Annotated in this window: 15 protein-coding genes and 1 tRNA gene; 13 read left to right on the top strand and 3 right to left on the bottom strand. The window is 65.9% G+C overall.

All coding sequences use genetic code 11. The annotated features are described in order from the left end of the window. The first annotated feature begins 137 nt into the window (after positions 1-137). Together MTP16_RS08020 and MTP16_RS08015 are read left to right on the top strand one after the other, a co-directional pair. Complete coding sequence (locus tag MTP16_RS08020; RefSeq protein WP_243517918.1) at positions 138-4,460, top strand: carboxypeptidase-like regulatory domain-containing protein; 4,323 nt, start codon at positions 138-140, stop codon at positions 4,458-4,460. 23 nt (positions 4,461-4,483) lie between these two features. Further along, positions 4,484-6,214 carry an alpha-2-macroglobulin family protein gene (locus MTP16_RS08015; protein ID WP_243517915.1) on the top strand — a complete coding sequence of 577 codons (1,731 nt, stop codon included), beginning with the start codon at positions 4,484-4,486 and terminating at the stop codon, positions 6,212-6,214. Between the two features lie 20 nt (positions 6,215-6,234). On the opposite strand, the gene MTP16_RS08010 is transcribed toward MTP16_RS08015, so the two are convergent. Further along, a complete protein-coding gene (locus tag MTP16_RS08010; RefSeq protein ID WP_243517912.1) occupies positions 6,235-7,416 on the bottom strand; it encodes an acyltransferase family protein in 1,182 nt (393 codons plus the stop codon). Between the two features lie 310 nt (positions 7,417-7,726). Here MTP16_RS08010 and MTP16_RS08005 point away from each other — a divergent pair, with 310 nt between their 5' ends. From MTP16_RS08005 to MTP16_RS07990, 4 genes are read left to right on the top strand one after another with little or no spacing between them, the layout of a single operon-like run. Continuing rightward, a complete protein-coding gene (locus tag MTP16_RS08005) occupies positions 7,727-11,242 on the top strand; it encodes a class I SAM-dependent DNA methyltransferase (RefSeq protein WP_243520136.1) in 3,516 nt (1,171 codons plus the stop codon). Between the two features lie 45 nt (positions 11,243-11,287). After that, positions 11,288-12,976, top strand: a complete 1,689-nt coding sequence (locus MTP16_RS08000; RefSeq protein ID WP_243517908.1) for a T9SS type A sorting domain-containing protein — start codon at positions 11,288-11,290, stop codon at positions 12,974-12,976. After that, on the top strand, positions 12,951-13,391 hold the full coding sequence (locus tag MTP16_RS07995; RefSeq protein WP_243517905.1) for a hypothetical protein: 441 nt from the start codon (positions 12,951-12,953) through the stop codon (positions 13,389-13,391). The genes MTP16_RS08000 and MTP16_RS07995 overlap by 26 nt, the downstream gene beginning before the upstream one ends. A gap of 14 nt (positions 13,392-13,405) precedes the next feature. Next, positions 13,406-15,127 (top strand): T9SS type A sorting domain-containing protein, encoded by a 1,722-nt coding sequence (locus MTP16_RS07990; protein ID WP_243517902.1) that lies wholly within the window; start codon positions 13,406-13,408, stop codon positions 15,125-15,127. A 99-nt stretch (positions 15,128-15,226) separates the two neighbouring features. On the opposite strand, the gene MTP16_RS07985 is transcribed toward MTP16_RS07990, so the two are convergent. Together MTP16_RS07985 and MTP16_RS07980 are read right to left on the bottom strand one after the other, a co-directional pair. Beyond that, positions 15,227-15,299 (bottom strand) — tRNA-Met (locus MTP16_RS07985). A 119-nt stretch (positions 15,300-15,418) separates the two neighbouring features. Next, on the bottom strand, positions 15,419-15,613 hold the full coding sequence (locus MTP16_RS07980; protein ID WP_243517885.1) for a hypothetical protein: 195 nt from the start codon (positions 15,611-15,613) through the stop codon (positions 15,419-15,421). A gap of 147 nt (positions 15,614-15,760) precedes the next feature. Here MTP16_RS07980 and MTP16_RS07975 point away from each other — a divergent pair, with 147 nt between their 5' ends. The 7 genes from MTP16_RS07975 (at position 15,761) to MTP16_RS07945 (ending at position 25,985) form a co-directional block, all read left to right on the top strand. Then, the gene (locus tag MTP16_RS07975) at positions 15,761-17,014 is read left to right on the top strand and encodes a TCR/Tet family MFS transporter (protein WP_243517868.1); all 1,254 of its coding nucleotides are present in this window, start codon (positions 15,761-15,763) and stop codon (positions 17,012-17,014) included. 77 nt (positions 17,015-17,091) lie between these two features. Next, complete coding sequence (locus MTP16_RS07970) at positions 17,092-17,523, top strand: hypothetical protein (RefSeq protein WP_243517865.1); 432 nt, start codon at positions 17,092-17,094, stop codon at positions 17,521-17,523. A gap of 299 nt (positions 17,524-17,822) precedes the next feature. Continuing rightward, positions 17,823-18,191 (top strand): BlaI/MecI/CopY family transcriptional regulator, encoded by a 369-nt coding sequence (locus tag MTP16_RS07965; protein WP_243517863.1) that lies wholly within the window; start codon positions 17,823-17,825, stop codon positions 18,189-18,191. Positions 18,192-18,193: 2 nt separating this feature from the next. Beyond that, positions 18,194-20,149 (top strand): M56 family metallopeptidase, encoded by a 1,956-nt coding sequence (locus MTP16_RS07960; RefSeq protein ID WP_243517860.1) that lies wholly within the window; start codon positions 18,194-18,196, stop codon positions 20,147-20,149. A gap of 16 nt (positions 20,150-20,165) precedes the next feature. Further along, positions 20,166-21,728 carry a TlpA family protein disulfide reductase gene (locus MTP16_RS07955; RefSeq protein WP_243517857.1) on the top strand — a complete coding sequence of 521 codons (1,563 nt, stop codon included), beginning with the start codon at positions 20,166-20,168 and terminating at the stop codon, positions 21,726-21,728. Positions 21,729-21,945: 217 nt separating this feature from the next. After that, positions 21,946-24,039: a M13 family metallopeptidase gene (locus MTP16_RS07950; protein ID WP_243517854.1), complete on the top strand. Its 2,094-nt coding sequence runs from the start codon at positions 21,946-21,948 to the stop codon at positions 24,037-24,039. A 95-nt stretch (positions 24,040-24,134) separates the two neighbouring features. Then, complete coding sequence (locus MTP16_RS07945; protein WP_243517852.1) at positions 24,135-25,985, top strand: T9SS type A sorting domain-containing protein; 1,851 nt, start codon at positions 24,135-24,137, stop codon at positions 25,983-25,985. Positions 25,986-26,074: the final 89 nt, after the last annotated feature.

Below are 26,074 nucleotides of genomic sequence, written 5' to 3'. Positions count from 1 at the left end.
CTTTTACTGACCGTTTGGGCGCGACGACTGCTCCCTGACACGCAAAAAGGCCCGGCCAACGCCGGGCCTTTTTGCGTGTGGCGGTATGCATTCCGCCGCGGGCCTGCATCGGATGGGAAACGTCTTCCTGCCTGCTTATGCGCCCTCTGCTACTCTTCGCCGCTCTGTTTCTGCTGTTTTTCCAACCTGCCTACGCCCAGCAGCCGGTGGCGCAGGCCCGCCAGACCAGCTACCTCACCAAGGTGTTCCGCATCAGCGACGAGCAAGCCCGCCAGCTGTATGAGCGCGGCTTGGAGGCGGCCCGGCCCGAGTTTTTCAACCAGCCCGTCGATTCGTTTCCCACCGACAAACCCCGGCCCCTGGCGCTGCCGCTGGGCTACTACCTCGTGGCCCACACCGAAGGCCCGCAGCTGGTGTACCAGCTCTGCACCGAGGCCGACCGCGAAGTGCTGGTGGTAGACAATCAGGTGGACTTGAGCCTGGTGGTGCGCGACTCGCTGGGCCGGCTGCTGCCCGATGCGCAGGTGGCCCTGCGCGGCAAGCCGCTGGCCTTTGACGCCGCGACCCAGACGTTCCGGTGGGCAGGTGGCGGCCGGGCCGGCCTGCTGGCCGTGACGGCCGGCGGGCGCACCACCTACCACGCCCTCGAACAGGTCTTGCCCGGCGGTGGCCGGCTAACTGGCCGACCGTCGACTACCCCCTGGCTGCGGCGGGCCTACTGGCGCGGGCTTTATGGCTTCCCGCTGGGCTACCTGAGCCGACCGGTACGGCAGCTGGTGCAGGAGCTGCGCCACGCAAGCGGGGTATCAACCGGCCCCATCGGCCTGCTGCGCTCCATCTTCAACGAAGACGTGCGCGACGAGCGTCAAAGCCGCCGCGAATACAGCCGGGACGAGGATGAGGATGAGGACGAGGAGCGAGGCCGCTGGGCCAACTACGTGGCCACCAGCCAGCCCCGCTACCGCCCCACCGGCGACACCCTGCGCCTGAAAGCCCGCGTGCTACGCCGGAAAAACGGACGGCCCTACCGCCGTCCCCTCACTCTCTGGCTGGGCAGCAATGGCTACGACAGCGAGAACGGCAAGCGCATTGCCCTGCTGCGCCCCAGCCGGCCCGGCAGCTACCACTACACTCTGCCGTTGAGCGACTCGCTGGGTTTGCGTCCCGATACCTACGTGGGCTTCCGGCTGAAAGACCGGCGCGGGCGGGTGCTGGCCAGCGGGTCGTTTCGGCTCGAAGACTACGAACTCAAAAACAGCCACTACACGCTGCGCGTGTCCGAAAAAACCCAGCGCCAGGGCCAGCCGCAGGCCATATTCGTGCGCGGCACCGATGCCAACGACCTCAACCTGCTCGACGCCCGCCTGCGGCTGAGCGTGACGCCAACCGGCGCGCCGGGCGCGCTGCCGGGCCGGCAGTTGTTTATGCCCGACACGCTCTGGACGAAAAGCCGGGCGCTGGACGCGCTGGGCGAAACCCGCCTCGACCTGCCCGCTAACGCACTGCCCGACGTGGACTTTCGCTACAACGTGCAGGCCACGCTGCTGACCTCCGACAACGAGCGCCGCACCCAGAGCGCCGCCGTGGACTTCCGCCACGACCCCGGCGAGCTGCACGCCGAGCTGCGCGGCGACTCGGTGCACCTGGAGTACCGGCACCTGGGCCGAAGCCAGCCGCACGCGGCCACGCTCCGCATCTCGACGGCCAACGAGCTGGGCAGCGGCTGGCTGTTTCGGGGGCCGGTGCAGCTGCCGCGGGCGCTGAAAGTGGACGCCCACGCCGATTCCTACGAGCTGCGCGATGAGCAAGGCCGCCGCGCCAGCCTCGACCTCGACGCCGACAATGCCGACCTCACGCTGCTGTCGGACCGCCGGGCCGACTCGCTGGTGCTGGCCGTGCGCAACCCACACCGGCTGCATTTCTGGTACTACCTCTACCAGGGCAACCGCCTGCGCTACCGCGGCTACGCCGATACGCTCCGCCTGGCCCTGCCGCACCCCGGCCCCGAGCCGTGGTCTGCCTCGTTGCACTACTGGTGGGGCGACTCGCTGCGCGCAGCCGAGTTCACGATGGCGCGGCCCGGCCCGCAGCTCGTCGTCAGTGCCGAGCAGCCGGCCGTGGCCTACCCGGGCCAGCGCATCAGCCTGCGCTACGCCGTTACCGACGAGCGGGGCCGCCCCGTGCCCCACGCCGACCTGACGAGCTACGCCTACACCAGCAAGTTTGAGCAAAGCGCCGCCCCCGAGTTGCCGCAGCTGCGCGTGGCGCGGCCGGTGCAGGGCCGGCAGTCGTTGCGCCGTTTCCAGCTGGCCGAAAGCTTCGACGGCAAGTCGGCGCAAAAGCTGCTGCCCTGGGCGCGCTGGCGCCACGTGCTGGCCCTCGATTCACTGACGTTTTACCAGTTTCTGTACCCGGAAACGGGCACTTTCCACGAGTACCGGCCGGCGCCGGGCGGGCTGGCGCAGGTGGCGGTTTTTCTGGTTGACTCCGGCCGGGTGCAGCCGCCGGTGGCCGTGTACGTGGACGGGCAGCCCGGCTACATCTACGACGTGAACCGCAACGACCCTTATACCATGCTGGCCGACAGCGGCTTCCACACAATCAGCGTGCGCACAGCCACGCGATTCGTGACGCTGCGTGAGGTGTATTTGCGGCCCCTGCACAAGCTCACGCTCAGCATCGACGTGAACCACCCCTGCGCCGAGCTGAGTGTAGAAAAGCGCCAGCCGACGCTGGCGCCCAGCGAGTTGCTGGGCCTGCAACGCTCGCTGGTGGTGCTGGATGGCACGGGGCTGGCAGCCACCACGCTGCGGCAGGGGCCGGCGCTGCGCCCGCCCACGCGCCTGCATTATCGCGATGCCATGGTCAGCGGCCCCTTCCGACCCGACTCGGTGCTGCTGCGCGATGCCGACGGCCTGCGGCGCAAGTTTCTGTTTGAGCCGCTGTATAAGTATTCGTTCGGGGCCACCCTGCTGAAAATGCAGTGCCTGGATGCCGGAATTTTGGGCCCGCTCAACGGCCATGCCTACTCCAGTTGGCTGCCGCTGAAGGGCTTTGCCTACACCGAAGCCGATTTTAAACGCCGCCCAGGATGGTCAGCCATTACGGCCTTCGATTACCTCGACACCCGGCTCGAGGTGCCCTACCATACGCCGCCAGGCCTGGGCCGGCTGGAGCTGCGCCTGCCGCCGCGCCCCTCCGATGCCGGGCCGAATTATAAGGAGCTGGCCGCGCCGCGCTATGTGCTGCTCACCCGCCCTGGCCAGCCCAGGTTTCTGCGCCTGGAGCGCGGCTACGGCCTCATTCATGCGCTGGCACCGGGCCGCTACCGCGTGGCCGTGCTGCTGGCCGACAGCTCCTGCCTGGCGCCGGCCGAGGACGTCCTCATTCAGCCCAACGGCCAGACCTATTTCCAGCTGCGCCGCGCCGACCAGGTGCCCGCCGGCCGCCTGAGCCGCCGCATCAACCAGCAACTGTGGCAGCGGCGCGCCTTCAAAGGCACCGTCACGCTAGCCGACAGCGTGCCCGCCCGGCGCGAAGTTCAGGTAAAAATGCCCGCCACGCCTCAGCCCGGCTGGCGCACCCTCCGCGGCCAAGTGCTCGACCAAGCCAGCGAAGAAGGGCTGCCCGGCGTGACGGTACTCATCAAAGGCACTACCATGGGCGTTTCGACCAACGCCGACGGCAGCTTCGCGCTGCAAGTGCCGCCCGACGGACGCTGCACGCTTCGGATTAGCAGCATAGGCTATGCGACGCGCGAAATGGTGGTGGGCGAAATCAGCACTTTGGTGGTGAAGCTGGCGCCCGACGTGAAGCAGCTGAGCGAGGTGGTGGTGACGGGCTTAGGTGTGCAACGGGCTACCAAGCAAATGGCCTATTCGGTGGCCTCCGTCACGCCCATGTCTTTGCAAGGCAAAGTAGCTGGCGTACAAATCATCAGCGCCGCGCCGGGCTCTGGCACGAACATCACCATCCGCGGCTCCCTTTCTATCAGCGTCAGCAACAAGCCCTTCATCCTGCTAAATGGCTTGCCCTTCAATGGGCTGCAGGCAGACATCGACCCGGCTTCCATCACCAGCATCCGGGTGATAAAGGGGACGGAGGCGGCCAGCCTCTACGGCGCCCAGGCAGCCAATGGCGCTCTCATTATCAGCACCAAAGGCAGTGCCGACGACGTGGCCAGCGGCGCCGACCCGCGCCTGGCCCTGCGCCGCCACTTCCGCGACTACGCCTGGTGGCATCCGCTGCTCGAAACCGACGCCCGCGGCCTAGCCCGCGCCGAGGTGGTGCTGCCCGACGACGTGACCAGCTGGGACAGCTTCGTGCTGGCCTCCGACAACCATGGCCGCCTGGGCCAAGCCACCGGCCGTCTCAAATCGTTCAAGCAGCTGCGGGCCGAACTGGCCACGCCCCGCTTCCTGGTGGCCGGCGACCGCACCCAGCTGCTGGGAAAAGCCTGAACTACGGCTTCGACACGGCGCAGGTGACAACCACCTTCCGGGCCGGCGCGCAGGTGCTGCGCACCCAAAACCGGCTGGTGAGCCCGATGGCGCTCGACACGCTCACCTTTGCCGCGCCCGCCACCACGGTGCCCGATTCGGTCATGCTCAGCTTTGCCCTGGCCCAGCCCAACGGCTACCAGGACGGCGAGCAGCGCAGCCTGCCCCTGCTGCCCGCCGGCACCCTGGAGCGGGTGGGCACCTTCGCCACCCTTACCGCCGCCGATACCACCCTACAGCTGCCCATCAACCCGGCGCTGGGCGACGTGACGGTGCACCTGGAAAGCGACGCCCTGCCGCTGCTGCTCTCCGAAATTGAGCACCTGCAGCGCTACGCCTACCTCTGCAACGAGCAGGCCGCTTCCAAGCTGAAGGCGCTGCTGCTGGAGCGCCGCATCCGGGAGGTGCAGCGCCTGCCGTTTCGGGGCGACCGGGCGGTGAAATTCCTCATCAAGAAGCTGCTGGCCGGCCAGCACAAGCCCGAGCACCTGTGGGGCACCTGGCCCACGTCGGCGGTGAGCCCGTGGGCCACCACGCACGTGCTGGAAGCCTTGCTGGAAGCCGAGAAGGCCGGCTATAAAGTGGTGTTCGACCGCGCGGCCACCCAGCGGTATTTGCTGGGCGAGCTCGACGACCACCTGAGCGAGGCCGCCACCGTGGCCCGGCTACGCGGCCGCCCGCTGCCCAGCTACTACCGCTACTACCGCGCCCCCGACGACCTCATCCGCCTGCTGGCCCTGCTGCACCGCCTGGGCGCGCCGGCCGACTACAAAACCTACCTGGCCCGCTTCGACCGCCTGCAAACCGGCCGCCAGCCCCTTGACCGCTACCTGGCTCTCGTCACGCTCCGCCAGCAGCTGGGCCTGCCTTACCAGCTCGACACGCTGCGGCGCTACCGGCTGCGCACCCAGCTCGGCGGCGTGTTTTACGGCGATACGCTGCATGCTTCTTCCTACTTCGGCTACCTGCTGCGCGACCGGGTGGGCACCACCCTGCTGGCCTACCGGGCCCTACGCGCCGTTGGCGGGCACGAGGCCGAGCTGGCCCGCCTGCGCGTGGGCCTGCTCAACCTGCGCGTGGGCGGCCACTGGACCAGCACCTACGAAGCCGCCCAGATTCTCGAAACCATCGGCCCCGACCTGTTTGCGGCGGGCCGCCCGGCCACCTTCGCCCGCGCCCAGCTCAGCGGCGGGCTTACTGAAACCCTGACCAAGTTTCCCTTCACCGCGAAGCTGGCGGCCAGCAGCGGGCCGCTCACGCTGCGCAAGGAGGGTCTGCTGCCCATCTACGCCACCGCTTACCAAAGCCACTGGAACCCCACGCCGGCGCCCGTGGCGGCGGCCTTCGCGGTGCGCACGGAGCTGGCAGGCCAGGCCGGCACCCGCGTGACATTGCGCGCGGGCCAGCCCGCCGAGCTGCTCGTGACCGTGGACGTGAAAGCCGAGGCCCGCTACGCGCTGCTGGAAGTGCCCATCCCGGCCGGCTGCTCCTACGCCGACCCGGCCACGCCCAACAGCCTCGAAACCCACCGCGAGTACCTGCGCCACCAAACCGGCATCTTCCTCGACCGCCTGCCCATTGGCCGGCACCAGTTCCGCATTGCCCTGCAGCCGCGCTTCAAGGGCACCTACACCGTCAACCCGGCCAAGGCCGAGCTGGTGTACTTCCCCACTAAGTTCGGCCGCTCGGCCAGCAAGCAGGCGGTGGTAAAGTAGAGGGCCGTGGGGCTGAATTATCAGGCGCTTTCGATGCCCGTTGCGGCCGGCGCGGCCGCTCGTGCCGGGAGCGGGCGGGCCCTCAGCCACTTTTGCAAAGGGCGCTCCACGGCCTGATACAGCCCGATGCTGAGCAGGGTGTAAGCCAGCAGGCAGACGAGGCTATTATTTGATACATACACCCGAAACAGGTAATCGACCGTGCCGAGATGCAGCAGGTACAGGGCGTAGGAGGCTTTGCCCAAGAGGGTCAGCAGCCGCGTTTCCAGCAGCCAGCGCAGCCACGTTTGCTCGCTTATCAGGCCCCAAAACAGGCTGCAGATAAACACGGGCAGCAGCGTGCTGCTGGCCAGCGTTTCGACGAGGTACCAATCAACCCCGGTGCGGTCGAAGCAGGTGGGGCAGTAGTGGCCCAGCAGGGCCGTTGCCGCCATGTAGAGCATGATGCCACTGGCTCCCAGCAGCGTGTAGCGGCCGCGACGGGCCAGCAGCCGGCGCTGCCGGGCCACCCACAGCGCCAGCGCCATGCCCCAGAAAAATTCGGCGGCGCGGCCGAAAAACGTCATACCCAGCATGAAGCGGACGTCCTGCATCAGGCCATAATAAGGCAGAATGCGCGCGCAGAACGCCACCAACGCCAGCCCCAGGGCCAACAGCGCCACGGGGTAGAGCACCACCCGGCGGAGGTTGCGCCGCAGGCCCAGCAGCAGCAGCGGCGCGCACAGGTAGAAGGTCTCCTCCACGGTGAGCGACCAGGCCGTGGGCAGCCCCAGCACGGCAAACTGGTTGAAATAGCCTCGCAGCAGCGTGGTGTTCAGCAGCACGGCGGCCAGCTTTTCCGGCCCGGTCGCATCGGCGGCCCACTCCCACCAGCCGTGGGTGGGCCGCAGCAGCATCACGCCGAACGTGAAGGCCGTGAGCAGGAAATAGATGGGGTAGATGCGGGCAAAGCGGTTTTGGAGGTAGCGCCGGAACCAGACGCCGCGTAGCTCGATGCCCTCGGCGTAGCGGGTGGTGATGAGAAAGCCGCTCAGCACGAAGAAAATGACGACCCCGATGCCGAACTGCCGCATGTATTCCACTACCCACATCTTGAAAAACGGCAAGCTCGCCGCCGACTCCAGCGAGGTGAGGTGCACCAGCACCACCATATAAGCCGCCACGGCCCGCACGCCCGTCAGGGCCGGAAAATACGTTTTCAAGAACCCTTCGTGGTTTGATGGACACGGCAAAGGTACCCGCGCCGCCGGTGCGGCTAGCCCGGCAGTTGGCCGGCCCTAAAGCAGGGGCCGGCCTTTTCCACTCGTGGCGCTTTCGGTGGTGAATAGCGGCCGCGGACCGGGGTTTTCGAAGCGGACGAACGATGTAGGGGCGGGGCCTGCCCCCCGCCTGGCCGTTCGCGCCGTGCCAACGATTTCGTTCTAACGATGGGCGGGGGCAGGCCCCGCCCCTACATCGTTCAGCTACTTCGCCCCGCCTGCCTATCTTCCCGCTCCTATTTTCTGCCAAAAAATGACCTACCCCGACTTCGCCGCCCGCTGGCGCAACTCCGGCGGCGCCGAGCGCGCCAACTACGGCCTTTTTCTGCAAGACCTCTGCGACTTACTACAGGTCCCGAAACCCGACCCCACCACCGACAACCCCGCCCAGGACCAGTACGTGCTGGAGCGCGCTGTCACCTTCAACGACGGCGCCAGGAAGAGCACCGGCCGCATCGACCTCTACAAGCGCGGCTGCTTTATATTGGAAACAAAACAGGGCGTTGGTAATTTTGTCGATTCATCTTTTGACGGAAGCACGGAAGCACGGAAGCACGGAAGCACGGAAGCACGGAAGCACGGAAGCACGGAACGGCGTGAACTAGGCCTAAGCCCCGAAAAACGACGTTTCGGGCACGCCATTCGAGGAACAGTGAAGTGGGAGCAGATGATGCAGGCTGCCCGCCAGCAGGCCCTGGGCTACGTGCGCGCCCTGCCGCCCGAGGAGCCCCGCCCCCTGTTTGTGCTGGTGGTGGACGTGGGCTACTGCATCGACGTGTACTCGAACTTCGCCGGCGTGGGCGATTCCTTCGTGCCCTTCCCCGACCAGGCCCGGTTCCGGCTGCCGCTCTCGGCGCTGGCCGACGAAGGCACCCGCGCGCTGCTGCGCCAGGTGTGGGAGGCGCCCCGCGAGCTGGACCCCAGCCGCCGCGCCGCCCGCGTCACGCGGGAGCTGGCCGGCTACCTGGCCGGCGTGAGCGCCCAGCTGGAGCGGGCCGGGCACGCGCCCGAGGTGGTGGCCCAATTCCTGATGCGCTGCCTGTTCACGATGTTCTCGGAAGACGTGGGGCTGATTCCCAAGGCCAGCTTCACGGGCATGCTGCGCACCTACTCCACGCCCGAGCTGCGCGAGTTCTTACCGGATGCCCTGCGCGGCTTGTGGGCCACGATGGACACCGGCGGCTTCTCGCCCGACCTCAAGGCCCGCCTGCGGCGCTTCAACGGCAAGCTCTTCCACGACGCCACCGCCCTGCCCCTCACCCCCGACCAGATGGCCCTGCTGCTCAAAGCCGCCGAAGCCGACTGGACCGAGGTGGAGCCCGCCATCTTCGGCACCCTGCTCGAACGCGCCCTCGACCCCAAGGAGCGCCACAGCCTGGGCGCCCACTACACCCCGCGCCGCTACGTGGAGCGCCTGGTGCTGCCCACCGTGCTCGAACCCCTGCGCCGGGAGTGGACCGCCGCCCAGGCCGCCAGCGCCCGCCGCCTCGAAGAAGGCAACGCCAAGGACGCCCGCCAGGAGCTGGTGCGCTTCCTCACGCGCCTCACCTCGCTGCGCATCCTCGACCCCGCTTGCGGCTCCGGCAACTTCCTCTACGTGACGCTGGAGCACCTCAAGCGGCTGGAGGGCGAGGTGCTGGCCGCCATCAACGCCTTCGGGCAAACCGGCCTGCTCGACCTCGGCGGGGGCACCACCGTGTCGCCCCGGCAGCTGCTGGGCCTGGAGCTGAACCCGCGCGCCGCCGCCATTGCCGACGTGGTGCTGCGCATCGGCTACCTGCAGTGGCACCTGCGCACCCACGGCATCACCCAGCTGGCCGAGCCCCTGCTCGACGAGTACCAGAACATCCGCCAGCAGGACGCCGCCCTGCGCCACGACGCGCCCACGCCCCGCCTCGACGCCCACGGCCAGCCCGTGACCCGCTGGGACGGCACCACCCGCCCCCACCCCGCGACAGGCCAGCCCGTGCCCGACGAAACCGCCCGCACGCCCGTGCTCGACTACCCCAACCCCCAGCCCGCCGAGTGGCCCGAAGCCGATTTCATCGTGGGCAACCCGCCGTTTGTGGGGCCGGCCCGCATGCGCGACGCCCTCGGCGACGGCTACACCGAGGCCCTGCGCAAAGCCTACAAAGGCCGCGTGCCCGACTCCGCCGACTTGGTGATGTATTGGTGGTACAACGCCGCGGCCGCCGTTCAGCGCGGCCCCGCCGAGCGGTTCGGCTTCATCACCACCAACAGCCTCAAGCAAACCTTCAACCGCCGCGTGATGCAGCCCTTCCTGGAAGGCGACCCGGCCCCGCTCACCCTCACCTTCGCCATTCCCGACCACCCCTGGGTCGATGCCGCCGAAGGAGCCGCCGTGCGCATCGCCATGACGGTAGCCGAACGGACCCCAACCGTAGCCGCGCCCGGCCAGCTCTGGAACCTGAAAACGGAATCCGTAGCCGAAGGCGACGAAGCGGCTGAAGTGACTTTTGAGGAACAGCAGGGGCGCATTCTGCCTGATTTATCGATTGGTGCTGATTTAGACTCTGCGGGAGTTTTGAAATCAAATGTTGATTTGTCAAACCGCGGTGTTCAGCCAATCGGAACAGGATTCATCATTAATGCGGACAAAGCTGCCGCTTTGGGATTGGGTCAACTTGCAGGGCTTGAAAATCACATTCGTCCTTACAGAAATGGACGTGATATGACAGATAGGCCTCGTGGCGTCTTTGCTGTCGATTTTTTCGGTTACAAAGACGGTGAAATTCTTGCGCAATTTCCCACGGCTTATGCACACTTACTTGAAACTGTAAAACCGGAGCGAGACCAAAATAACCGAGCTGGCAGGCGCGATAAATGGTGGATTTTCGGAGAGCCTAATCCGAAGCTCCGCAAGATGCTTAATGGTTTGTCACGCTATGTTGCTACCGTAAGAACTGCGAAACATCAGCTTTTTCAATTCGTTGACGCCTCTGTGCTCCCAGATTATAACCTGGTTGTTATAGCAACAGAAGATGCCTTTACACTCGGCGTTTTGTCAAGTCGTTTTCATACTGTGTGGGCTTCGGCAGCAGGAGGCAGAATGGGCGTAGGCAATGATTTTATTTACAATAACTCCCGCTGCTTCGACCCATTCCCCTTCCCCGCCGCCACGCCCGCGCAGCAGGCCCGCATCCGCGAGTTGGCCGAACAGCTCGACGCCCACCGCAAGCGCCAGCAGGCCCAGCACCCCAGCCTCACCCTCACCGACCTCTACAACGTGGTGGAGAAGCTGCGCGCCGCCCAACCCCTGTCGGCCAAAGACCAGGCCGTGAACCAGCAGGGCCTGGCCTCCGTGGTCCTCAGCCTGCACCAGCAGCTCGACGCCGCCGTGGCCGAGGCCTACGCCTGGCCCCCCGCCCTGCCCGAGGCCGAGATTCTCACGCGCCTCGTGCGCCTCAACCACGAGCGCGCCCGCGAGGAAGCCGGCGGCCACGTGCGCTACCTGCGCCCCGCCTACCAGGCCCCCGGCCAGCAGCAAGCCGCCCTGGCCCTGCCCGCCGAAGCCGCCGCGGCCACCGCAGCCGCTACCGCCGCCACCGGCCCGCAAGCCTGGCCCGCCGAGCTGGCCCAGCAGATGCAGGCCCTGCGCGATGCCCTGCAGCAAGCCGCCCAGCCCCTCAGCGCCGCGCAGGTAGCCGCTGGCTTCCGGCGCGTGAAAGCCGACAAGGTGGAGCCATTGCTGGCTACGCTGGCGGCGTTAAGTTTGGTGCGGCACACGCCGGAAGGTTATGCTGCATAGGCACTTCCTCGCCCTCGTGCCCTTCACTTATTATTTCCGTAGCCCATGCAAACTTCTACCTCTTTCTTCTATGGTGCCTCGCTGGCAGTGCTGGCGGCTTTGAGCAGTGCTGGGCTGGCGCAGGCCCAAACCGCCCCTCCGGCCTGGAGCTGGGCCAACGCCGTGACCAGCGCCAGCGCCACTTTCCTGAGCGGCATGACCACCGATGCCGCCGGCAACACCTACATCGCCGGCAGCCTGCAATCGGACCCCGTCACGGTGGCGCCCGGCACCGTGCTCACCAGCCTGGCCGCCTCCGATGCCTACGTGGCCAAGTACAGTGCCAGCGGCAGCCTGCTGTGGACGCGGCAGTTGACGGGCAGCGGCAACGAAAAAATTGAACGGTGCGTGACCGACGCGGCCGGCAACGTGTACCTCACCGGCTGGTTCAGCGGCAGCATCCAGCTGGGTGGCCTGAGCTTGACCCCTGGCACGGGCGTGACGGTGACCTTCATGGCCAGCCTCGACGCCCAGGGCCAGCCGCGCTGGCTCCGGGAGGTGAGCCGCAACGGGCCCAGTGTGCAAGACGTGGGCGTGGACGCCGCCGGCAACCTGTACCTCAGCGGCACATTTGCGGGGAGCAACCCCAACGTGGCCGTGGGCGGCATCCCGCTGAGCGCGCCCGGCACTATCAGCATCTTTCTCGCCAAATTCAACTCGCAGGGCGTGGTGCAGTGGGCCCAGCACGGCGGCGGTATACCATTCACGGGCAGCACCATCAGCTATTTTGGGCACACGCTAACCGTGAGCCCAGCCGGCGACGCCTACCTGAGCTGGACCATCCCGGCCACGGCCGGCGGGTTTGGCACGGTGCCCCCCGCGGCCGGCTATGGCGACGACGATGTGACCCTGGTACGCTACAACACGCAAGGGGTGGCGCAGTGGCAAAAGCGCTACGGCAGCGCTTCCTTCGACAACGCCGGCACTCCGGCCCTCGATGGCAACGGGCACCTGCTGGTGCCGATGACCTTTTCCAGTGGCGGCCCCGCCACCGTCGACGCCCAAACCCTGACCGGCACCGGCCAGCGCTACGGCGCCCTGCTCCAGCTCGATGCGGGCACGGGCAACCTGCAGTGGGTGCAGCGGCTGGAATCAAGCACCAGCGTCCATTTCCGGGCCGTCGCGGCCGACGCGGCTGGCAACAGCTACGTGGCCGGCCACTTCGTGGGCACGGCGCAGACCGGCAGCCAGCCGCTCAGCAGCTCCGGCGGCAGCTCCGATGTGCTGGTGGCCAGCTACTCGGCCCAGGGCACGCCCCGATGGTTCCAAAAGTCGAATAGTGCGCAGCTAGAGGCCGCCACCTTTATTGCCCTGAGTGCCAGCAACGAGCTTTCTGTGGGCGGCACCTTCACCCAGCAAAGCCAGTTTGGCAATACGACGCTCACGAGCGGGGGAGCGGCTGCTACTTCCAACGCCTTCGTTGCCCACCTGTCCGCACTGCCCACCGCTACCCAGGCGGCTCGGCCGCTGGCCCTGGGTTTCTTCCCCAACCCTGCCACCCACCTGGTCAGGGTGCCGTCGCTGCCCGCCGGCACGCCTGTGCAGCTACTAGACGCCCTGGGCCGCGTGGCCCGCGAAACCAGGGTTTCGGCTGCATCAGAAGTATCGGTGCTGGGCCTGGCGCCGGGCCTCTACACCCTGCACGCCACCGATAAGCAAGGCCAGCAGTATGCGGCCCGCGTGGCCGTGGAATAGCCCGGCCCTGCCCGAGGCCGAGATTCTGACGCACCTCGTGCGCCTCAACCACGAGCGCGCCCGCGAGAAAGCCAATGGCCACGTGCGCTACCTGCGCCCTGCCTACCAGGCCCCCGACACCGAGCAGACCAAACTTTCTTTGCCCGCCGCAGCAGCCTTTTCCGACGCTGGCCGGTCAGCATTCCCAACGGAGGGAATCGCCCCCCAGGCCTGGCCCGCCGAGCTGGCCCAGCAGATGCAGGCCCTGCGCGACGCCCTGCAGCAAGCCGTCCAACCCTTGACCGTCGCGCAGGTAGCCGCCGGCTTCCGGCGCGTAAGAGCCGACAAAATAGAACCGCTGCTTCATAGTTGGTGGTCTTGTCTTTACTCCGTCAGACGCCTGAGGGCGCCTACGCGCTTTAATTTTTCACCCTAGCCCCAGCCGTTTGTATGAAAACACTTATCCTTCGTTGTGCCCAGCTGGCCGCGGTGGTCTTGAGCAGCCTCGCCGTTGGCTCCCGCGCCGCCGCTCAAACGGCTCCCGCCTGGACCAGTGCCCGCAGCACCGGGGCCTACCTGTCGCCTCAAACGCGCCGGGTGACGGATGCCCAGGGCAATATATACGAAACCGCCACCTTCAACCCCCAGACCGGGGTGGGGCAGACCCTCCTGACCAGCCGCGGTTCTTACGATGGGTACCTGGCCAAATACACGCCGCAGGGCGCCCTGGCCTGGATACGGCAGTTCGGTTCGACCGGCGCCGACGGGACCGACGACGTGGCGCTGGATGCCGCGGGCAATGCCTACGTGGTGGGCCATTTCCAGGGCACCCTCGACATGGGCAACGGCCAGAGCCTGAGCGCCGGCACCTACCTGGGCACGAAAGCCTTCGTGGCCCGCTACGATGCACAGGGAAACCTGGCCTGGGCCAAGCAGAGCGACGATGTAGCGTTCGACCCGGCCTTTCCGGCTTGCATCCCGGTGGTGCTGGCCACGGCCGTAGCCGTTGATGGTGCCGGCAATGTGTTCGTGAGCGGCGGCCACGTTTTCAGCAGCGGCGTCAGCTTCGGTGGCCAGCTGGTGGCACCCTCCACCACGTTGGCTACCCCCTACACCACCTACCTGGCCCGCTTTTCGGCAGCTACGGGAGATATTCAAAGCATTAAAAATATTTTCTACTCCGACCGCAGCACCGGGGCCGGGGTTATTTATCCGATACGGCTGGTGAGCGCGCCGGGCGGCGGGATTTACGTGGCCAGCAACTTCTACATGGCGGCGGAGTTTCCCACGGGCCTCACGTTTCCCAGCCCCGGCAGCGTCAACCTGATGGCGATGAAGTACAGCGCGGCCGGCAACTTGGAATGGGCGCGCACGTTTGGCGGACCCGATTTTGACGACATTACCGGCGCCGCCGCCGATGCCTCCGGCAACTTCTACCTCACGGGCACCTTCCGGCAATCGTTCTCCTTCGCCGGCAGCACCTTCGCCGGCTCCACCGCCACCGCCAGCAACGAAGACGGTTTCCTCGTCCGGTTCTCGGCCCAGGGCGCCGAGCAGTGGGCGCAAACGTTGGTCAGCGCAAGCTCCGATTTTCTGACCAACGTGTGCGTGGATGGCGGCGGCAACACTTACGTCACGGGCAGCTTCGGCAACCAGGCCCGGCTGGGCACGCTTGCGCTCACCTCGGCGGGCCGGGGCGACGCGCTGGTGGCCTCGTATTCGCCGCAGGGCCAGCTGCGCTGGGCGCAGCAGGCCGGCGGCCCCGACGACGAACGGGCCCTTGGCCTGGGGTTCCTGGCGCAGGGCGCCCTGCAGGTACACGGCTACGCCTGCTACGGCGTCAGATTTGGCTCCATTGCCCTGCCGGGCCAGGGGTCTTACCTGGGCTTCATCGCCCAGCTGGACGCTTCGGCTACCACGTTGGCGGCCGCCACGGCCTTGCCATTGCCCCAAGGCCTGTTTCCCAACCCGGCTTCCGATGCCCTGCACCTGCCCGGCCTGGCGCCGGGCACCCTCGTGCAGGTAATAGATGCAACGGGCCGCGTGGTGCGTGAAGCCACGGTTTCGGCTGTGGCGGCCGTATCGGTGCGGGGCCTGGCGCCCGGTTTCTACGTGGTGCAGGCCACCGATGCGCAGGGCCGCCGCTACGCATCCCGCGTGGCGGTGGAGTAGGCAGCTCAGACAAGCGGCACAACTGCTTCCACAAACCAACTCACTTGGCCAGGAAAAAGAAAAGGCCGTTTCCCGATAGGAAACGGCCTTTTCACTAGGTAGCGGGGACTGGACTCGAACCAGTGACCTTTGGGTTATGAGCCCAACGAGCTACCAACTGCTCCACCCCGCACTGTTTGGTTCTGCAAAAGTACGGGGTTTTTCCGGGTTGGCAATTATTTGCTTCATAATAATTGCTTAACAAAGCTAACCTGTTAGCAAACAGCCAATAATTTTTCCGACGCTTCGGCGCTACGCCCGGTCGCCGGTCGCTTTTACCAGGTTGATGCCGGCAAAGAAGAAGATGAGGCCCACGACGAAGGGAACGATGGAGTTCATCTTGCTGAGGCCGATACCTCCAACGCCCAGGAAAGCCAGCGCGCCGATGATGATGCCGACAATGCCTAAAACGGTGAGAATGGTGCCAAACGTGCGTTTCTGATTCATGGCAATAAGTCAAATAGAAGGTGGTCAGGGAGAAAAACCGGCCGGGCCGGACTAGCGCCTCATACGCCAACGAGCCGCAAATGGATAGCCGCACCGGTCGGCGCCGGCCAAATCTGCCATCTTTGCTATCTACTTTAGCCTCCCGCTATGGCATCGCAACGCTCCCCGGCCCTTGGGTTCATCTTCATCACGCTGCTGATTGACGTCAGCGGGCTCGGCATCATCATTCCGGTGGTGCCCACGCTTATCCGGCAGCTCACGGGCGAGGGGCTGAGCCAGGCAGCGGTGTATTCGGGCTGGCTCACGTTTGCTTACGCCGGGGCACAGTTCTGTTTTGCGCCTATTATGGGCGGGCTCAGCGACAAGTGGGGGCGGCGGCCGGTGCTGCTGGCGGCGTTGCTGGGGCTGGGGCTCGACTACATCTTCCTGAGCTTTGCCCCCACCCTGGCCTGGCTGTTTGTGGGGCGCGTGGTGGCGGGCATCACGGGGGCCAGCTTCACCACGGCCACGGCCTACATTGCCGACATCAGCACGCCCGAGAACCGGGCCCAGAACTTTGGCATGGTGGGCGTGGCATTTGGGCTGGGCTTCATCATCGGGCCGGCGGTGGGCGGGCTGCTGGCGGATTTTGGCGCGCGGGTGCCGTTTATGGTGGCGGCGGGGCTGAGCTTGTGCAACTTCTTCTACGGCCTGTTGGTGCTGCCCGAGTCGCTGGCGCCCGACAAGCGCCGGGCCTTTGCCTGGACGCGGGCCAACCCCGTGGCCTCGCTGCTGCGGCTGAAAATGTACCCGGCGGTGCTGGGCCTGGTGGCCTCGCTGGTGCTCATCTACCTGGCAGGTTCTTCTACTCAATCGGTCTGGACGTTTTACACCGAGCTCAAGTTTGGCTGGGGCGAGAAGATGGTGGGCATTTCGCTGGGCGTTATCGGACTGTTTTCGGCGCTGGTGCAGGGCGGGCTGGTGCGCGTGGCCATCCCCAGGCTGGGCGCGGCGCGGGCCATAGTGGTGGGGCTGCTGTGCTACACGGTGGGCTTCGTGCTGTTTGCCTTTGCCTGGCGGGGCTGGCTGATGCTAGCGTTTCTGGCGCCCTACTGCCTGGGCGGCATCGCGGGACCGGCGCTGCAAAGCACCATTTCGGGCCAGGTGCCGGCCAACGAGCAGGGCGAGCTGCAGGGCGCCCTCACCAGCCTGATGAGCGTGACCGGCGTGGTGGGCCCGCTGCTGATGACGGGCCTGTTCCGCTACTTCACCCGCGACAACGCGCCGGTGCATTTCCCAGGCGCCCCATTTTTGCTGGGGGCGGTGATGGCGCTGGCCAGCGCGGCACTGGCGCTGCGCTCGTTTCGCCGGCACCCGCCGGTGGAAAGCAGCACCGTGCCCGCCGCCGTGCCCGCGCATTGAGGCCAGCAGAGGCCAGCGGGCAACCAGATGAGGCCGCCAACGCGTAATTTGCTACCTCCTGCCTCCTGCCTGTCCCTATGAATTCCGACATTCCTGCGCCGCTCATCGACTTTTCGTACCGCGCCGACCTCGACATCCTAGTGAGCCGCTGGGCCTACCAGCCCGACCCGCACGAGCTTCCCGCCGTGTACCAGCAGATGTGCGAGGCCGCCGTCGACAAGCAGGCCCGCTTCTGGCTGCAGGACATTCGCCGCCGCACCCTCAACGACCCGGGCACCACCGAGTGGCTGCTCAACAAGTTTTTTCCGGAGATGGCGCGCCGGCTGGGCGGCCGCCTCTACATTGCCTACCTGGTGGGCCCGGCCCTGCACGAAGCCATTGTGAGCCGGCCCGGCTACGTGTCGGCCGAAGCCTACGACGACAAGCCGTTTGCCATCTCGTTTTTCAACGACGAAGGCGCGGCCATCCGCTGGCTGCAGATTCAGCAGACGGACAAGGTGCGGACGTAAAAGTCAAAATGAGCCATTGAACAATGTAGGGGCGGGGCTTGCCCCCGCCCGGCCGTTCGCGCCAAACCAACGGTTCCGCCCAACGACAGGCGGGGGCAAGCCCCGCCCCTACGTCGGACGCCCCGCGCGCCTCTGCTCCCACCTAGACCTGCGCCCTTTACTCTTTATCAAAAAGCCCATTTCAGCCCCTGAGATGGGCTTTTCTTTTTCACTACAACTTATTTCCGCCCAACCCGTTTCACAATTACGAAATTTTCGTAGATTTACGACATCATCGTAACAAGCCAGCAAAGCCGCCCATGGAACGCCTCACCCAACCTGAAGAAGATGCCCTGCGCGTGCTGTGGCCGCTGCCCGCCGGCGGCTTCGTGAAAGACGTGCTCGACCAGCTGCCCGAGCCGCGGCCGCCCTACACCACGCTGGCCAGCACCCTGCGCAACCTGGAGCGCAAGGGCTACGTGCGCGCCGAAAAGCTGGGCAACTCCTACCGCTTCGTGCCCGTGGTGTCGGCCGATGACTACCAGCGCCGCTCCCTGGGCACGCTGGTGAAGCAGCACTTCCAGAACTCTTATAAGGAGCTGGTGTCGTTTTTCGCGCAGGACAACAAAATCAGCGCCGAAGAGCTGCAGGAAATTATCAAGCTCATCGAAAGCAAGAAGGAGGACTAGCCATGCTCTCGCCCACGCTGCTGTATTTGCTGAAGGCCAACGGGGCGCTGCTGCTCTTTGCGCTGGCTTATTTTGGGCTGCTGCGCCGGCTCACGTTTTTCACGCTGAACCGGTTTTACCTGCTGTTTGCGCTGCTGTTTTCGGCGGTATACCCGCTGCTGCCGGTGCCGGCGCTGCTGCCGCCGGAGGCCGCTGCGCCCGTGGCCGTGGTGCTCATGGAAACGGCCAGCTTGCCCACGACCGCGGCCGCCAGTCCCGCCCCTGCCCCCACCGATTGGAACGCCGTCGCGCTGGCCGTGTACGGCGCCGGCATGGCCCTGGGGCTGCTGCGGCTGCTGGTGCAACTGCTGTCGCTGGCGCGGCTGCGGCGCCTGTCGCGACCCGCGGTGGTGCAAGGCGTAGCGGTGCGGGCGCTGCCCGGCGACGTCAGCCCGTTTTCCTTCGGCGCCACCATTTACCTGAACCCCGGGCAGCACCCGACGCCCGAGCTGGCGGCCGTGCTGCGCCACGAGCAGGTGCATGTGCGGCAAGGGCACACGCTGGATGTGCTGCTGGCCCAGGTGGCGCAGGCCGCGGCCTGGTGCAACCCCGCGGCCTGGCTGTTGCGCCGCGCCCTGCTCGACAATTTGGAGTATCTGGCCGACCACGCCGCCCTGCAAACCGGCCTCGACCGGCGCGCCTACCAATACAGCCTGCTGCGCCTGAGTCAGGGGCTGCCGGGCCCCGCCCTTGTTTCGCATTTCACCTTCCCCACCCTCAAAAACCGCGTTGCCATGATGAACACACCGCTTTCTTCGACCGGGCAGCTGGCCCGCTATTTTGTGGCCGGGCCGCTGGTGCTGGCTGCTACCCTGGGCTTTTCGGGCGCGCGGGCGCAGGGCGCCGGGCCGGCGGTGCCAGCGGCGAAGGAAGCCCGCCCCGCCACCGAGAGCTTCGGCAGTATTGCCCGCGCTACCCTGACGGACCGGCCTGATGCCCTGCCTCCGGTGTTTTACGTGGATGGCCGCAGGCAAGCCGGTGACATTAGCCACATCAACAACGACAACATTGCCAGCATGACCATTCTCAAAGGCCCCTCGGCGCAACTGCTGCTGGGCGGGGAAGCAGGTCGCGGTGTAGCGGTGGTCACCACCAAAGCCAATCAGAATCGGCCCGATGTGGTGGCATTCAATAAAAAGTTTACCATTGAAAATAAGCGCATGGTGCCGGTGCAGGCCACCACATCCGTGAACCCGGCCGACCACCAGCTGCCCGATGGCATCAAGGCCTACATTGCCAAGACATATCCCGGGAGCAAGCTGGGTGGCTGGTTTATCAGCGAGAAGGCGTCGGAGAAAGCGCCGCACATTAAATACTACGCCAGCGTGATGGCCAGCAATGGCGAGAAGCACAAGCTGTTTTTTAATGCAGCGGAGCAGCTGGTGGCGGCCCCGGCCACGGTTCGCACGGCGGCGCCAGCCGCTGGGGGGACGTTGGCAGGGAAAACCCCGGCTATTTACAGCAAGAAGCTAGCACCTGTTGTGTACCTGGATGGCCGGCGTTATGCCGGCGATATAAAGGATATTGGCGCTGACAACATAGCCAACATCAGCGTATTTAAAGACAACGAGCAGGCCCGCCAATTTTTCGGAGCTGAAGCCGACAATGGCATATTGGTGGTGACCACCAAAGCCAATGAGAATAGCGCCGAGGTAGTGGCTTTCAATAACAGGCTGAACAATGCACCCACAGCTCCCGCCGCGCCGGCCCAGGCGACTAGCGTGCCCTACCTGGCCGCCCCGGCGCTGGCCTACATTACGCAGCACTACCCCGCCGCCCGCCTGCTGGGCGTGACAGAGCTGAAGGACGCCAACGGCGGCCCCTCGCGCTACCAGGCCGAGATTGTGATTGGCCGCCGGCCCGCTTACCTCACCTTCGACGGCGCGGGCAAGTTCCTTTCCGAGTCGTTCACTCGCTAGCTCACCCTTTTCTGCAATGAAGTACCCCTCCTGCCTGCTGGGGGCGGCGCTGGCCGTTGCCCCTGGCTTGGTGTGTGCCCAAAAAACCGCGTTGCCGGCCGCGCCGGTTGTTATTACCGGCCAGTTTGCCGGCGTGCCGGATTCTACCACGGTGACCATCTTCGAGCCCCTGCCGGGTGTGCCGCTGAACTACTTTTTCACCGACGGACCCAACGAAGCGATGGTGCGGGGCGGGCGCTTCCGCTACCAGCTGCGGCACAGCCAAACGGGCTTTGTGCGCTACGATGGCAAGTATGCCCCGCGCAGCCTCGCCTTCGTGGAGCCGGGCGCGCGCCTTGGCTTCACGCTGACGCCGGGCGTGGGCAATGCGCCGCCTACGGTGGCTTACGCGGGCACCAACGCGGCCGGCAACAACTTACTGGAGCAAGGCAAGCTGCTGAACGGCGGCCCCACCGACGGCCAGCGCCTCACCAAAGCCCTGGCCGCTGCCCCCACTGCCGCGGCCGGGCTGGCGGCTCTGCAGGCCGAGGCCGCCACACCCCAGGCCCTGCTCACGGCTGCGCTGCGAACCAGAGGCATCAGCCAGCGCTGCCACGACGTGCTGGCGGCCGAGGTGGAGCAGCGCCTGCTGTTCTGGGTGGGTAATGCGCTGGCGGTGCACTTCCAGGATTCGGCCAAGGCCAACCTGCACCTGAAGATGCCCGCCGCCGAGGTTCGCCGGCTGGCCGTGGCTCTGTGTGCCCGCTACGACCCTGCCCTGCCCCGCTACCGCTACTCGGCCCTCGGCAACCTGGGCACCGTGGCAGAACTGCGCCAGCGGGGCGTGCTGCCCGGCCCCGCACCCACGGCCCGCACCTGGGCCGGCTACGAAACGCAGTTTGCGCCGGTGTATGGGGGCATGGGCCGCTTCGACTATCTGCCCCGCGCGGCGCAGGGCGAAGGCGTAGGTACCATCTTTCTCACGGCGCTGTCCTTCAACGCCATGAGCCCGGCCGATTTTGTCCGGGCGTTTGCCGATTACAAGCGGATGTTTCCAACGAGTCCGTACGTGCCCATTATCGCCCGGGCCCTGCCCAAAGCGCCGGCCGCCCCGGCGGTGGCGGGCCAGAACCTCACCTTCGGCACCCTTGCCCCCGGCGCCAACGCCCTGGCCTTCGCTCCTGCGCCGGGCTTGGATACGGTACGGACACTGGCCGGACTCGTGCGCCAGCAGTTTGCGGGCCAGCCGGTATTTGTCGATTTCTGGGCTTCGTGGTGCGGGCCGTGCATTGCCGAGTTTCGGCACGAGCCGGGCCTGCACGAGTTTGCCAGCAAAAACGGCATCGAGGTGCTCTATATCTCTGTCGACAAGCCCGGCTTCCGGGACAAGTGGGCGGCGCTGGCGGCTAAAAGCAACCTGCGCGGCGCCCACTACCTGGCTTCGGAGGCCGTGCAGAAGTCGCTGGAGAAGGTGATTCCCTACCTACCGACCTACATGATTTTCGACAAAAACGGGAAACTGGTGGAGGCCAGTGCCTACCACCCCAGCGACGGCGAAAAGCTGTACCAGCAGTTGCGCGAGCGGCTGGGGCTGCGGTAGGAGGCGGTGTACTGTTTTGAAACGGCTGTCATCCTGAGCGCAGCGAAGGACCTTCTCACGCCTGCATCAGTAAACAATTACTGCAAGCCGTTCTTCGGTGATAAGGTCCTTCGCTGCGCTCAGGATGACAGATGTCTTATCGATACTCCCATGCAATTTTGGGCCGCTGTCAGGGTCTTTGGCGCTACTTTGCTTCCGAAACGCTGACTCGCTGCTTATGAAAAACCGCTCCTCCCGCCCCTGGCTGGCGACCGCGCTGCTGCTGGCCAGCTGCGCCGGCACCAGGCCCGCCCCCGTGGCCACCACAGCGCCGGCTACGCCTGCCCCCACCGAAACCTACCCCAAAGGCGTCGGCCTCGACATGGCCGACCTCGACCGCACGGTGAACCCCTGCGACGACTTCTTTCAGTTTTCGGGCGGCAACTGGCTGCGCAACAACCCCGTGCCGAGCTACGCCAGCAGCTGGGGGCCGCGCAACCTGCTCGGCAACCGCACGCAGGCCCTGCTGCGCCAGATTCTGGAAGACGCGGCGGCTAACCGCACCGCCGCGCCCGGCTCGAACCTGCAGAAGGTGGGCGACTTCTACGCCGCGGCCATGGACACGGCGGCCATCGACCGGGCCGGCCTGGCGCCGCTGCGGCCGGAGCTGGAACGCCTGGCTGCCGTGCGCGACGCGGCCGCCCTGCACCGCGAAATCATCCGTTTGCAGGACCTGGGCGTCGGCGTGTTTTTCCAGGTGGGCGTGGGCGTGGACGAGAAGATGAGCTCCCAGTACGCTGTGCAGATGGGCCAGGGCGGCCTCACGCTGCCCAACCGCGAGTTCTACTTTAAAACCGACGCCCGCTCTGAGAAGGTGAAGGCCGCTTACCGCGCCTACATGCAGCAGGTGCTGGAGCTGGCGGGCGCCCCGCCCGCGCTGGCCCAGCTCGACGCGGCCACCGTGGAGCGCATCGAAACGCGCCTGGCCAAGGCCTCGCGCACGCCCGTGGAGCTGCGCGACCCCCAAACGAACTACAACAAGATGACCGTGGCCGCCGCCCAGAAGCGCTACCCCGCCCTCGACCCGAAAGGGCTGCTGGCGGGCCTACAGATGGGCAAGGCCCAGGAAATCATCGTGGGCCAGCCAGCCTTTCTGGATGAGGTGAATGCGGTGCTGAAAACCGAGAACATTCCGGACCTGAAGGCCTACCTGCGCTGGCACCTGCTGCGCAGCACGGCCGCGGCTCTGCCCACGCCCTTTGCCGACGCGGCCTTCCGCTTCAGCCAGGCCCAGACCGGAGCCAAGCAACAGGCCGCGCGCTGGAAGCGCATGCAGGCCGCCACCGACAGCTACCTCGGCGAAGCCTTCGGGCAGCTCTACGTGGACCAGGCCTTCCCGCCCGCGGCCAAGGCCAAGGCCCTGGAAATGGTGAACAACGTGAAGGCCAGCATGGCCGAGCACATCCAAACCAACACCTGGATGAGCGCGCCCACCAAGGCCGAGGCCCTGAAAAAGCTGGCCGCCCTGCGCGTAAAAATCGGCTACCCCGACGTGTGGAAGGATTACTCAAGCCTGAAAATCACGCGCGAGAGCTACCTCAAAAACCTGCTGGCCGCCCGCCAGTGGGAAAACCGCCGCGAGGCCGCCCACCTGGGCCAGCCCATCGACCGCACCGAGTGGGGCATGACGCCGCCCACCATCAACGCCTACTACGACCCGACGCTGAACGAGATGGTGTTTCCGGCCGGCTACCTGCAGCCGCCCTTCTTCGACCCCCAGGCCGACGACGCGGTGAACTACGGCGCCATTGGCGGGGTGATGGGCCACGAAATGACCCACGGCTTCGACGACCAGGGCCGGCAGTACGACGCCCAGGGCAACCTGCGCGACTGGTGGACGCCCGCCGACGCGGCCGAGTTTACGAAGCGGGCTGCCGTGGTGGGCCGCCAGTACGACGCCTTCTCGCCCCTCGACTCGGTGCACGTGAACGGCCAGCTGACCATGGGCGAAAACCTGGCCGACTTTGCCGGCCTCACGGTGGTATACGGCGCCCTGCAGAAGCAGCTGCAGCAGCGCTACGGCAACGGCCCGCGCCCGAAGTTCGACGGCTTCACGCCCGAGCAGCGCTACTTCCTGAGCTGGGCCCAGCTGCGCCGCACCAACATCCGGCCCGAGGCCTTGCGCCAGCAAATTGCCACCGACCCGCACTCGCCCGGCCAGTACCGCACCATCGGCCCGCTGATGAACATGCCGCAGTTTCAGGCGGCGTTTGGCTGCCAAGAGGGCGACAAGATGATTCGCAAGCCGGCCGATAGGGCGGTGATTTGGTAGTGTTGCTATTGCCTTAGTGGTTTGGTTTTTGCACGAAGCGGCTCCGATGCTCCACATCGGGGCCGCTTTCATTTTCTCCTTTCCCTAAAGCCTGCATGAAACACTTTTTTACGCTCGCCTGCGGCAGCCCCTTAGCCTGCTTGTTGTTGCTGCTCCTCGTCGGCCCGGCGGCCTTTGCCCAAGCCCCGGCCTGGCAAATGGCTTTGACCATTAACCAGAGCGGCTCCCAATTCGGCGTCCCTCCTCAAGTCAGCGCTACGGCCACCGATGCCAGCGGTAACGTTTACATCACGGGGACTTATTCCGGAACGGCCAGCTTCGGCTCCATCACGCTTACCAGCGTGACGCCCTATTTGACTGTTGGCAATACATCCTTCAATGAAACAGATGCGTTCGTGGCCAAATGGAGCCCGGTTAGCAACAGCTTTGTATGGGCCCAGAGTGCCGGGGGCGGGGGCTACGACGGTGCATCTGCTATTGCAGTAGTGGGCACCAGCGTGTACATCACGGGGGCCTTTACGGGGCCTACCGCTGCCTTCGGCAGTACCACGCTGGCCAATACCAACAATACCGGCACCTCGCCCGGCTCCTACAATGGCACGGATGTATTCGTAGCCAAGCTTATCGACTTGGGTGCCTCAGCCAGCTTTGCCTGGGCCCAACGGGCCAGTGGCACCAGCAACGAAGGTGCCACTGGTATAGCGGTGGACGGCAGCAATGTGTATGTGGCCGGCTGGTTTAGCGCAAGCACAGTCGTCTTTGGTGCAACCACGCTGACCAACGCCAGTGTGGCCGGTTCGACCTTCGTAGCCAAGCTGGCAGACAATGGAGCCACGGCCAACTTTGTCTGGGCCCAACAGAGCAGTGGCTTGGGGGGCAATGTTGCAGTTGCCCTAGCCGTGAGTGGCTCCAGCGTTTACGTGACCGGGGGGTTTAATGGGCCTACAGCAACGTTTGGCCCTTTCACTTTAACGAATGCCAACCCCGCCACAGGAATTTACGGTAACAGGACCGATATTTTTGTGGCGAAGCTCACCGATGCAGGCCCTACTTCCAGCTTTACCTGGGCCCAGCAGGCCGGAGGTATTGGCTTTGACGTCCCGAAGGCGCTGGCGGTTAATGGGGCCAACGTGTACATAGCGGGGTATTATGGCAGCACGCGCTATAGCGTAGGCGGCCCTCTCGGCAACACTCCCTCCACTTTTGGCAACACGAGCCTCCCCAGCATTGGCGACTATGACGCCTTTGTAGCCAAGCTCACCGATGCGGGTGCTACGGCCAGCTTTGCCTGGGCCCAACGGGCCGGAGGCGCGGACATGGATTCGGCCACGGCCATTACCGTGCAGGGCAGCAATGTGTATGTGGCGGGCACCTTCAGAAGCAGCCAAATCAGCTTCGGCGCCACCACGCTTACCAGGCCCAGCGCGAATGGCAGCTACCCTCGGGATGTATTCGTAGCGAAACTGGTTGATGCTGGCAGTTCCAGCCGTTTCGACTGGGCGCAGCAAGCCGGTGGCTCCGCTGATGACTTTGCTACTTCTGTGCGTGTGGCCCGGGGCAGCGTATACGTAGGAGGAACCGTTGGGCCAATAGCCAGCTTTGGTAGTCAAACCATTAATACCTCTACCAGCTCCGCCTGCTTCCTGGCCTCCCTCACCGACCCCACCCTCACCGCCACGGCGGCCGCCCGGGGCAACCTGAGCTTCTCCCTCTCCCCCAACCCGGCCCGCAGCACCGCCACGGTGCAGCTGCCCGCCGTGCCCGGTGCTACCAGCGCCATCTTGACACTGACCGATGCCTTGGGCCGCACCTTGCGTACCGAAACGTTAAGCTTATCTACCAGCCAGCGCCACGAGTTGAACCTGCGCGGCCTCGCGCCGGGCCTTTACGCCCTGCGCGTGAGCGCCGGCCCGGCCACCGCCACGCGCTGGCTGACGGTGGAATAGCCGTATATAGGATGTTCCGGGAAGCAGCCCCGCCGTCCATGCGTCGGGGCTGCTTTGTGCGGCTATATTTACTCGGGCATCCTACCACC

The sequence above is a fragment of the Hymenobacter monticola genome, assembly GCF_022811645.1.
GTDB lineage: Bacteria > Bacteroidota > Bacteroidia > Cytophagales > Hymenobacteraceae > Hymenobacter > Hymenobacter monticola.
Note: the sequence above shows the minus strand (reverse complement) of the source record. Positions and strands in the feature narration are given on the sequence as shown.

Bases quoted from the DNA above. Each gene is read 5' to 3' on its own strand.
- MTP16_RS07965 (WP_243517863.1), top strand. From the start codon at position 17,823: ATGGAACGCCTCACCCAACCTGAAGAAGATGCCCTGCGCGTGCTGTGG.
- MTP16_RS08000 (WP_243517908.1), top strand. From the start codon at position 11,288: ATGCAAACTTCTACCTCTTTCTTCTATGGTGCCTCGCTGGCAGTGCTG.
- MTP16_RS07955 (WP_243517857.1), top strand. From the start codon at position 20,166: ATGAAGTACCCCTCCTGCCTGCTGGGGGCGGCGCTGGCCGTTGCCCCT.
- MTP16_RS07995 (WP_243517905.1), top strand. From the start codon at position 12,951: ATGCGGCCCGCGTGGCCGTGGAATAGCCCGGCCCTGCCCGAGGCCGAG.
- MTP16_RS07970 (WP_243517865.1), top strand. From the start codon at position 17,092: ATGAATTCCGACATTCCTGCGCCGCTCATCGACTTTTCGTACCGCGCC.
- MTP16_RS07990 (WP_243517902.1), top strand. From the start codon at position 13,406: ATGAAAACACTTATCCTTCGTTGTGCCCAGCTGGCCGCGGTGGTCTTG.
- MTP16_RS07980 (WP_243517885.1), bottom strand. From the start codon at position 15,613: ATGAATCAGAAACGCACGTTTGGCACCATTCTCACCGTTTTAGGCATT.
- MTP16_RS07945 (WP_243517852.1), top strand. From the start codon at position 24,135: ATGAAACACTTTTTTACGCTCGCCTGCGGCAGCCCCTTAGCCTGCTTG.
- MTP16_RS08020 (WP_243517918.1), top strand. From the start codon at position 138: ATGCGCCCTCTGCTACTCTTCGCCGCTCTGTTTCTGCTGTTTTTCCAA.
- MTP16_RS08005 (WP_243520136.1), top strand. From the start codon at position 7,727: ATGACCTACCCCGACTTCGCCGCCCGCTGGCGCAACTCCGGCGGCGCC.
- MTP16_RS07975 (WP_243517868.1), top strand. From the start codon at position 15,761: ATGGCATCGCAACGCTCCCCGGCCCTTGGGTTCATCTTCATCACGCTG.
- MTP16_RS07950 (WP_243517854.1), top strand. From the start codon at position 21,946: ATGAAAAACCGCTCCTCCCGCCCCTGGCTGGCGACCGCGCTGCTGCTG.
- MTP16_RS07960 (WP_243517860.1), top strand. From the start codon at position 18,194: ATGCTCTCGCCCACGCTGCTGTATTTGCTGAAGGCCAACGGGGCGCTG.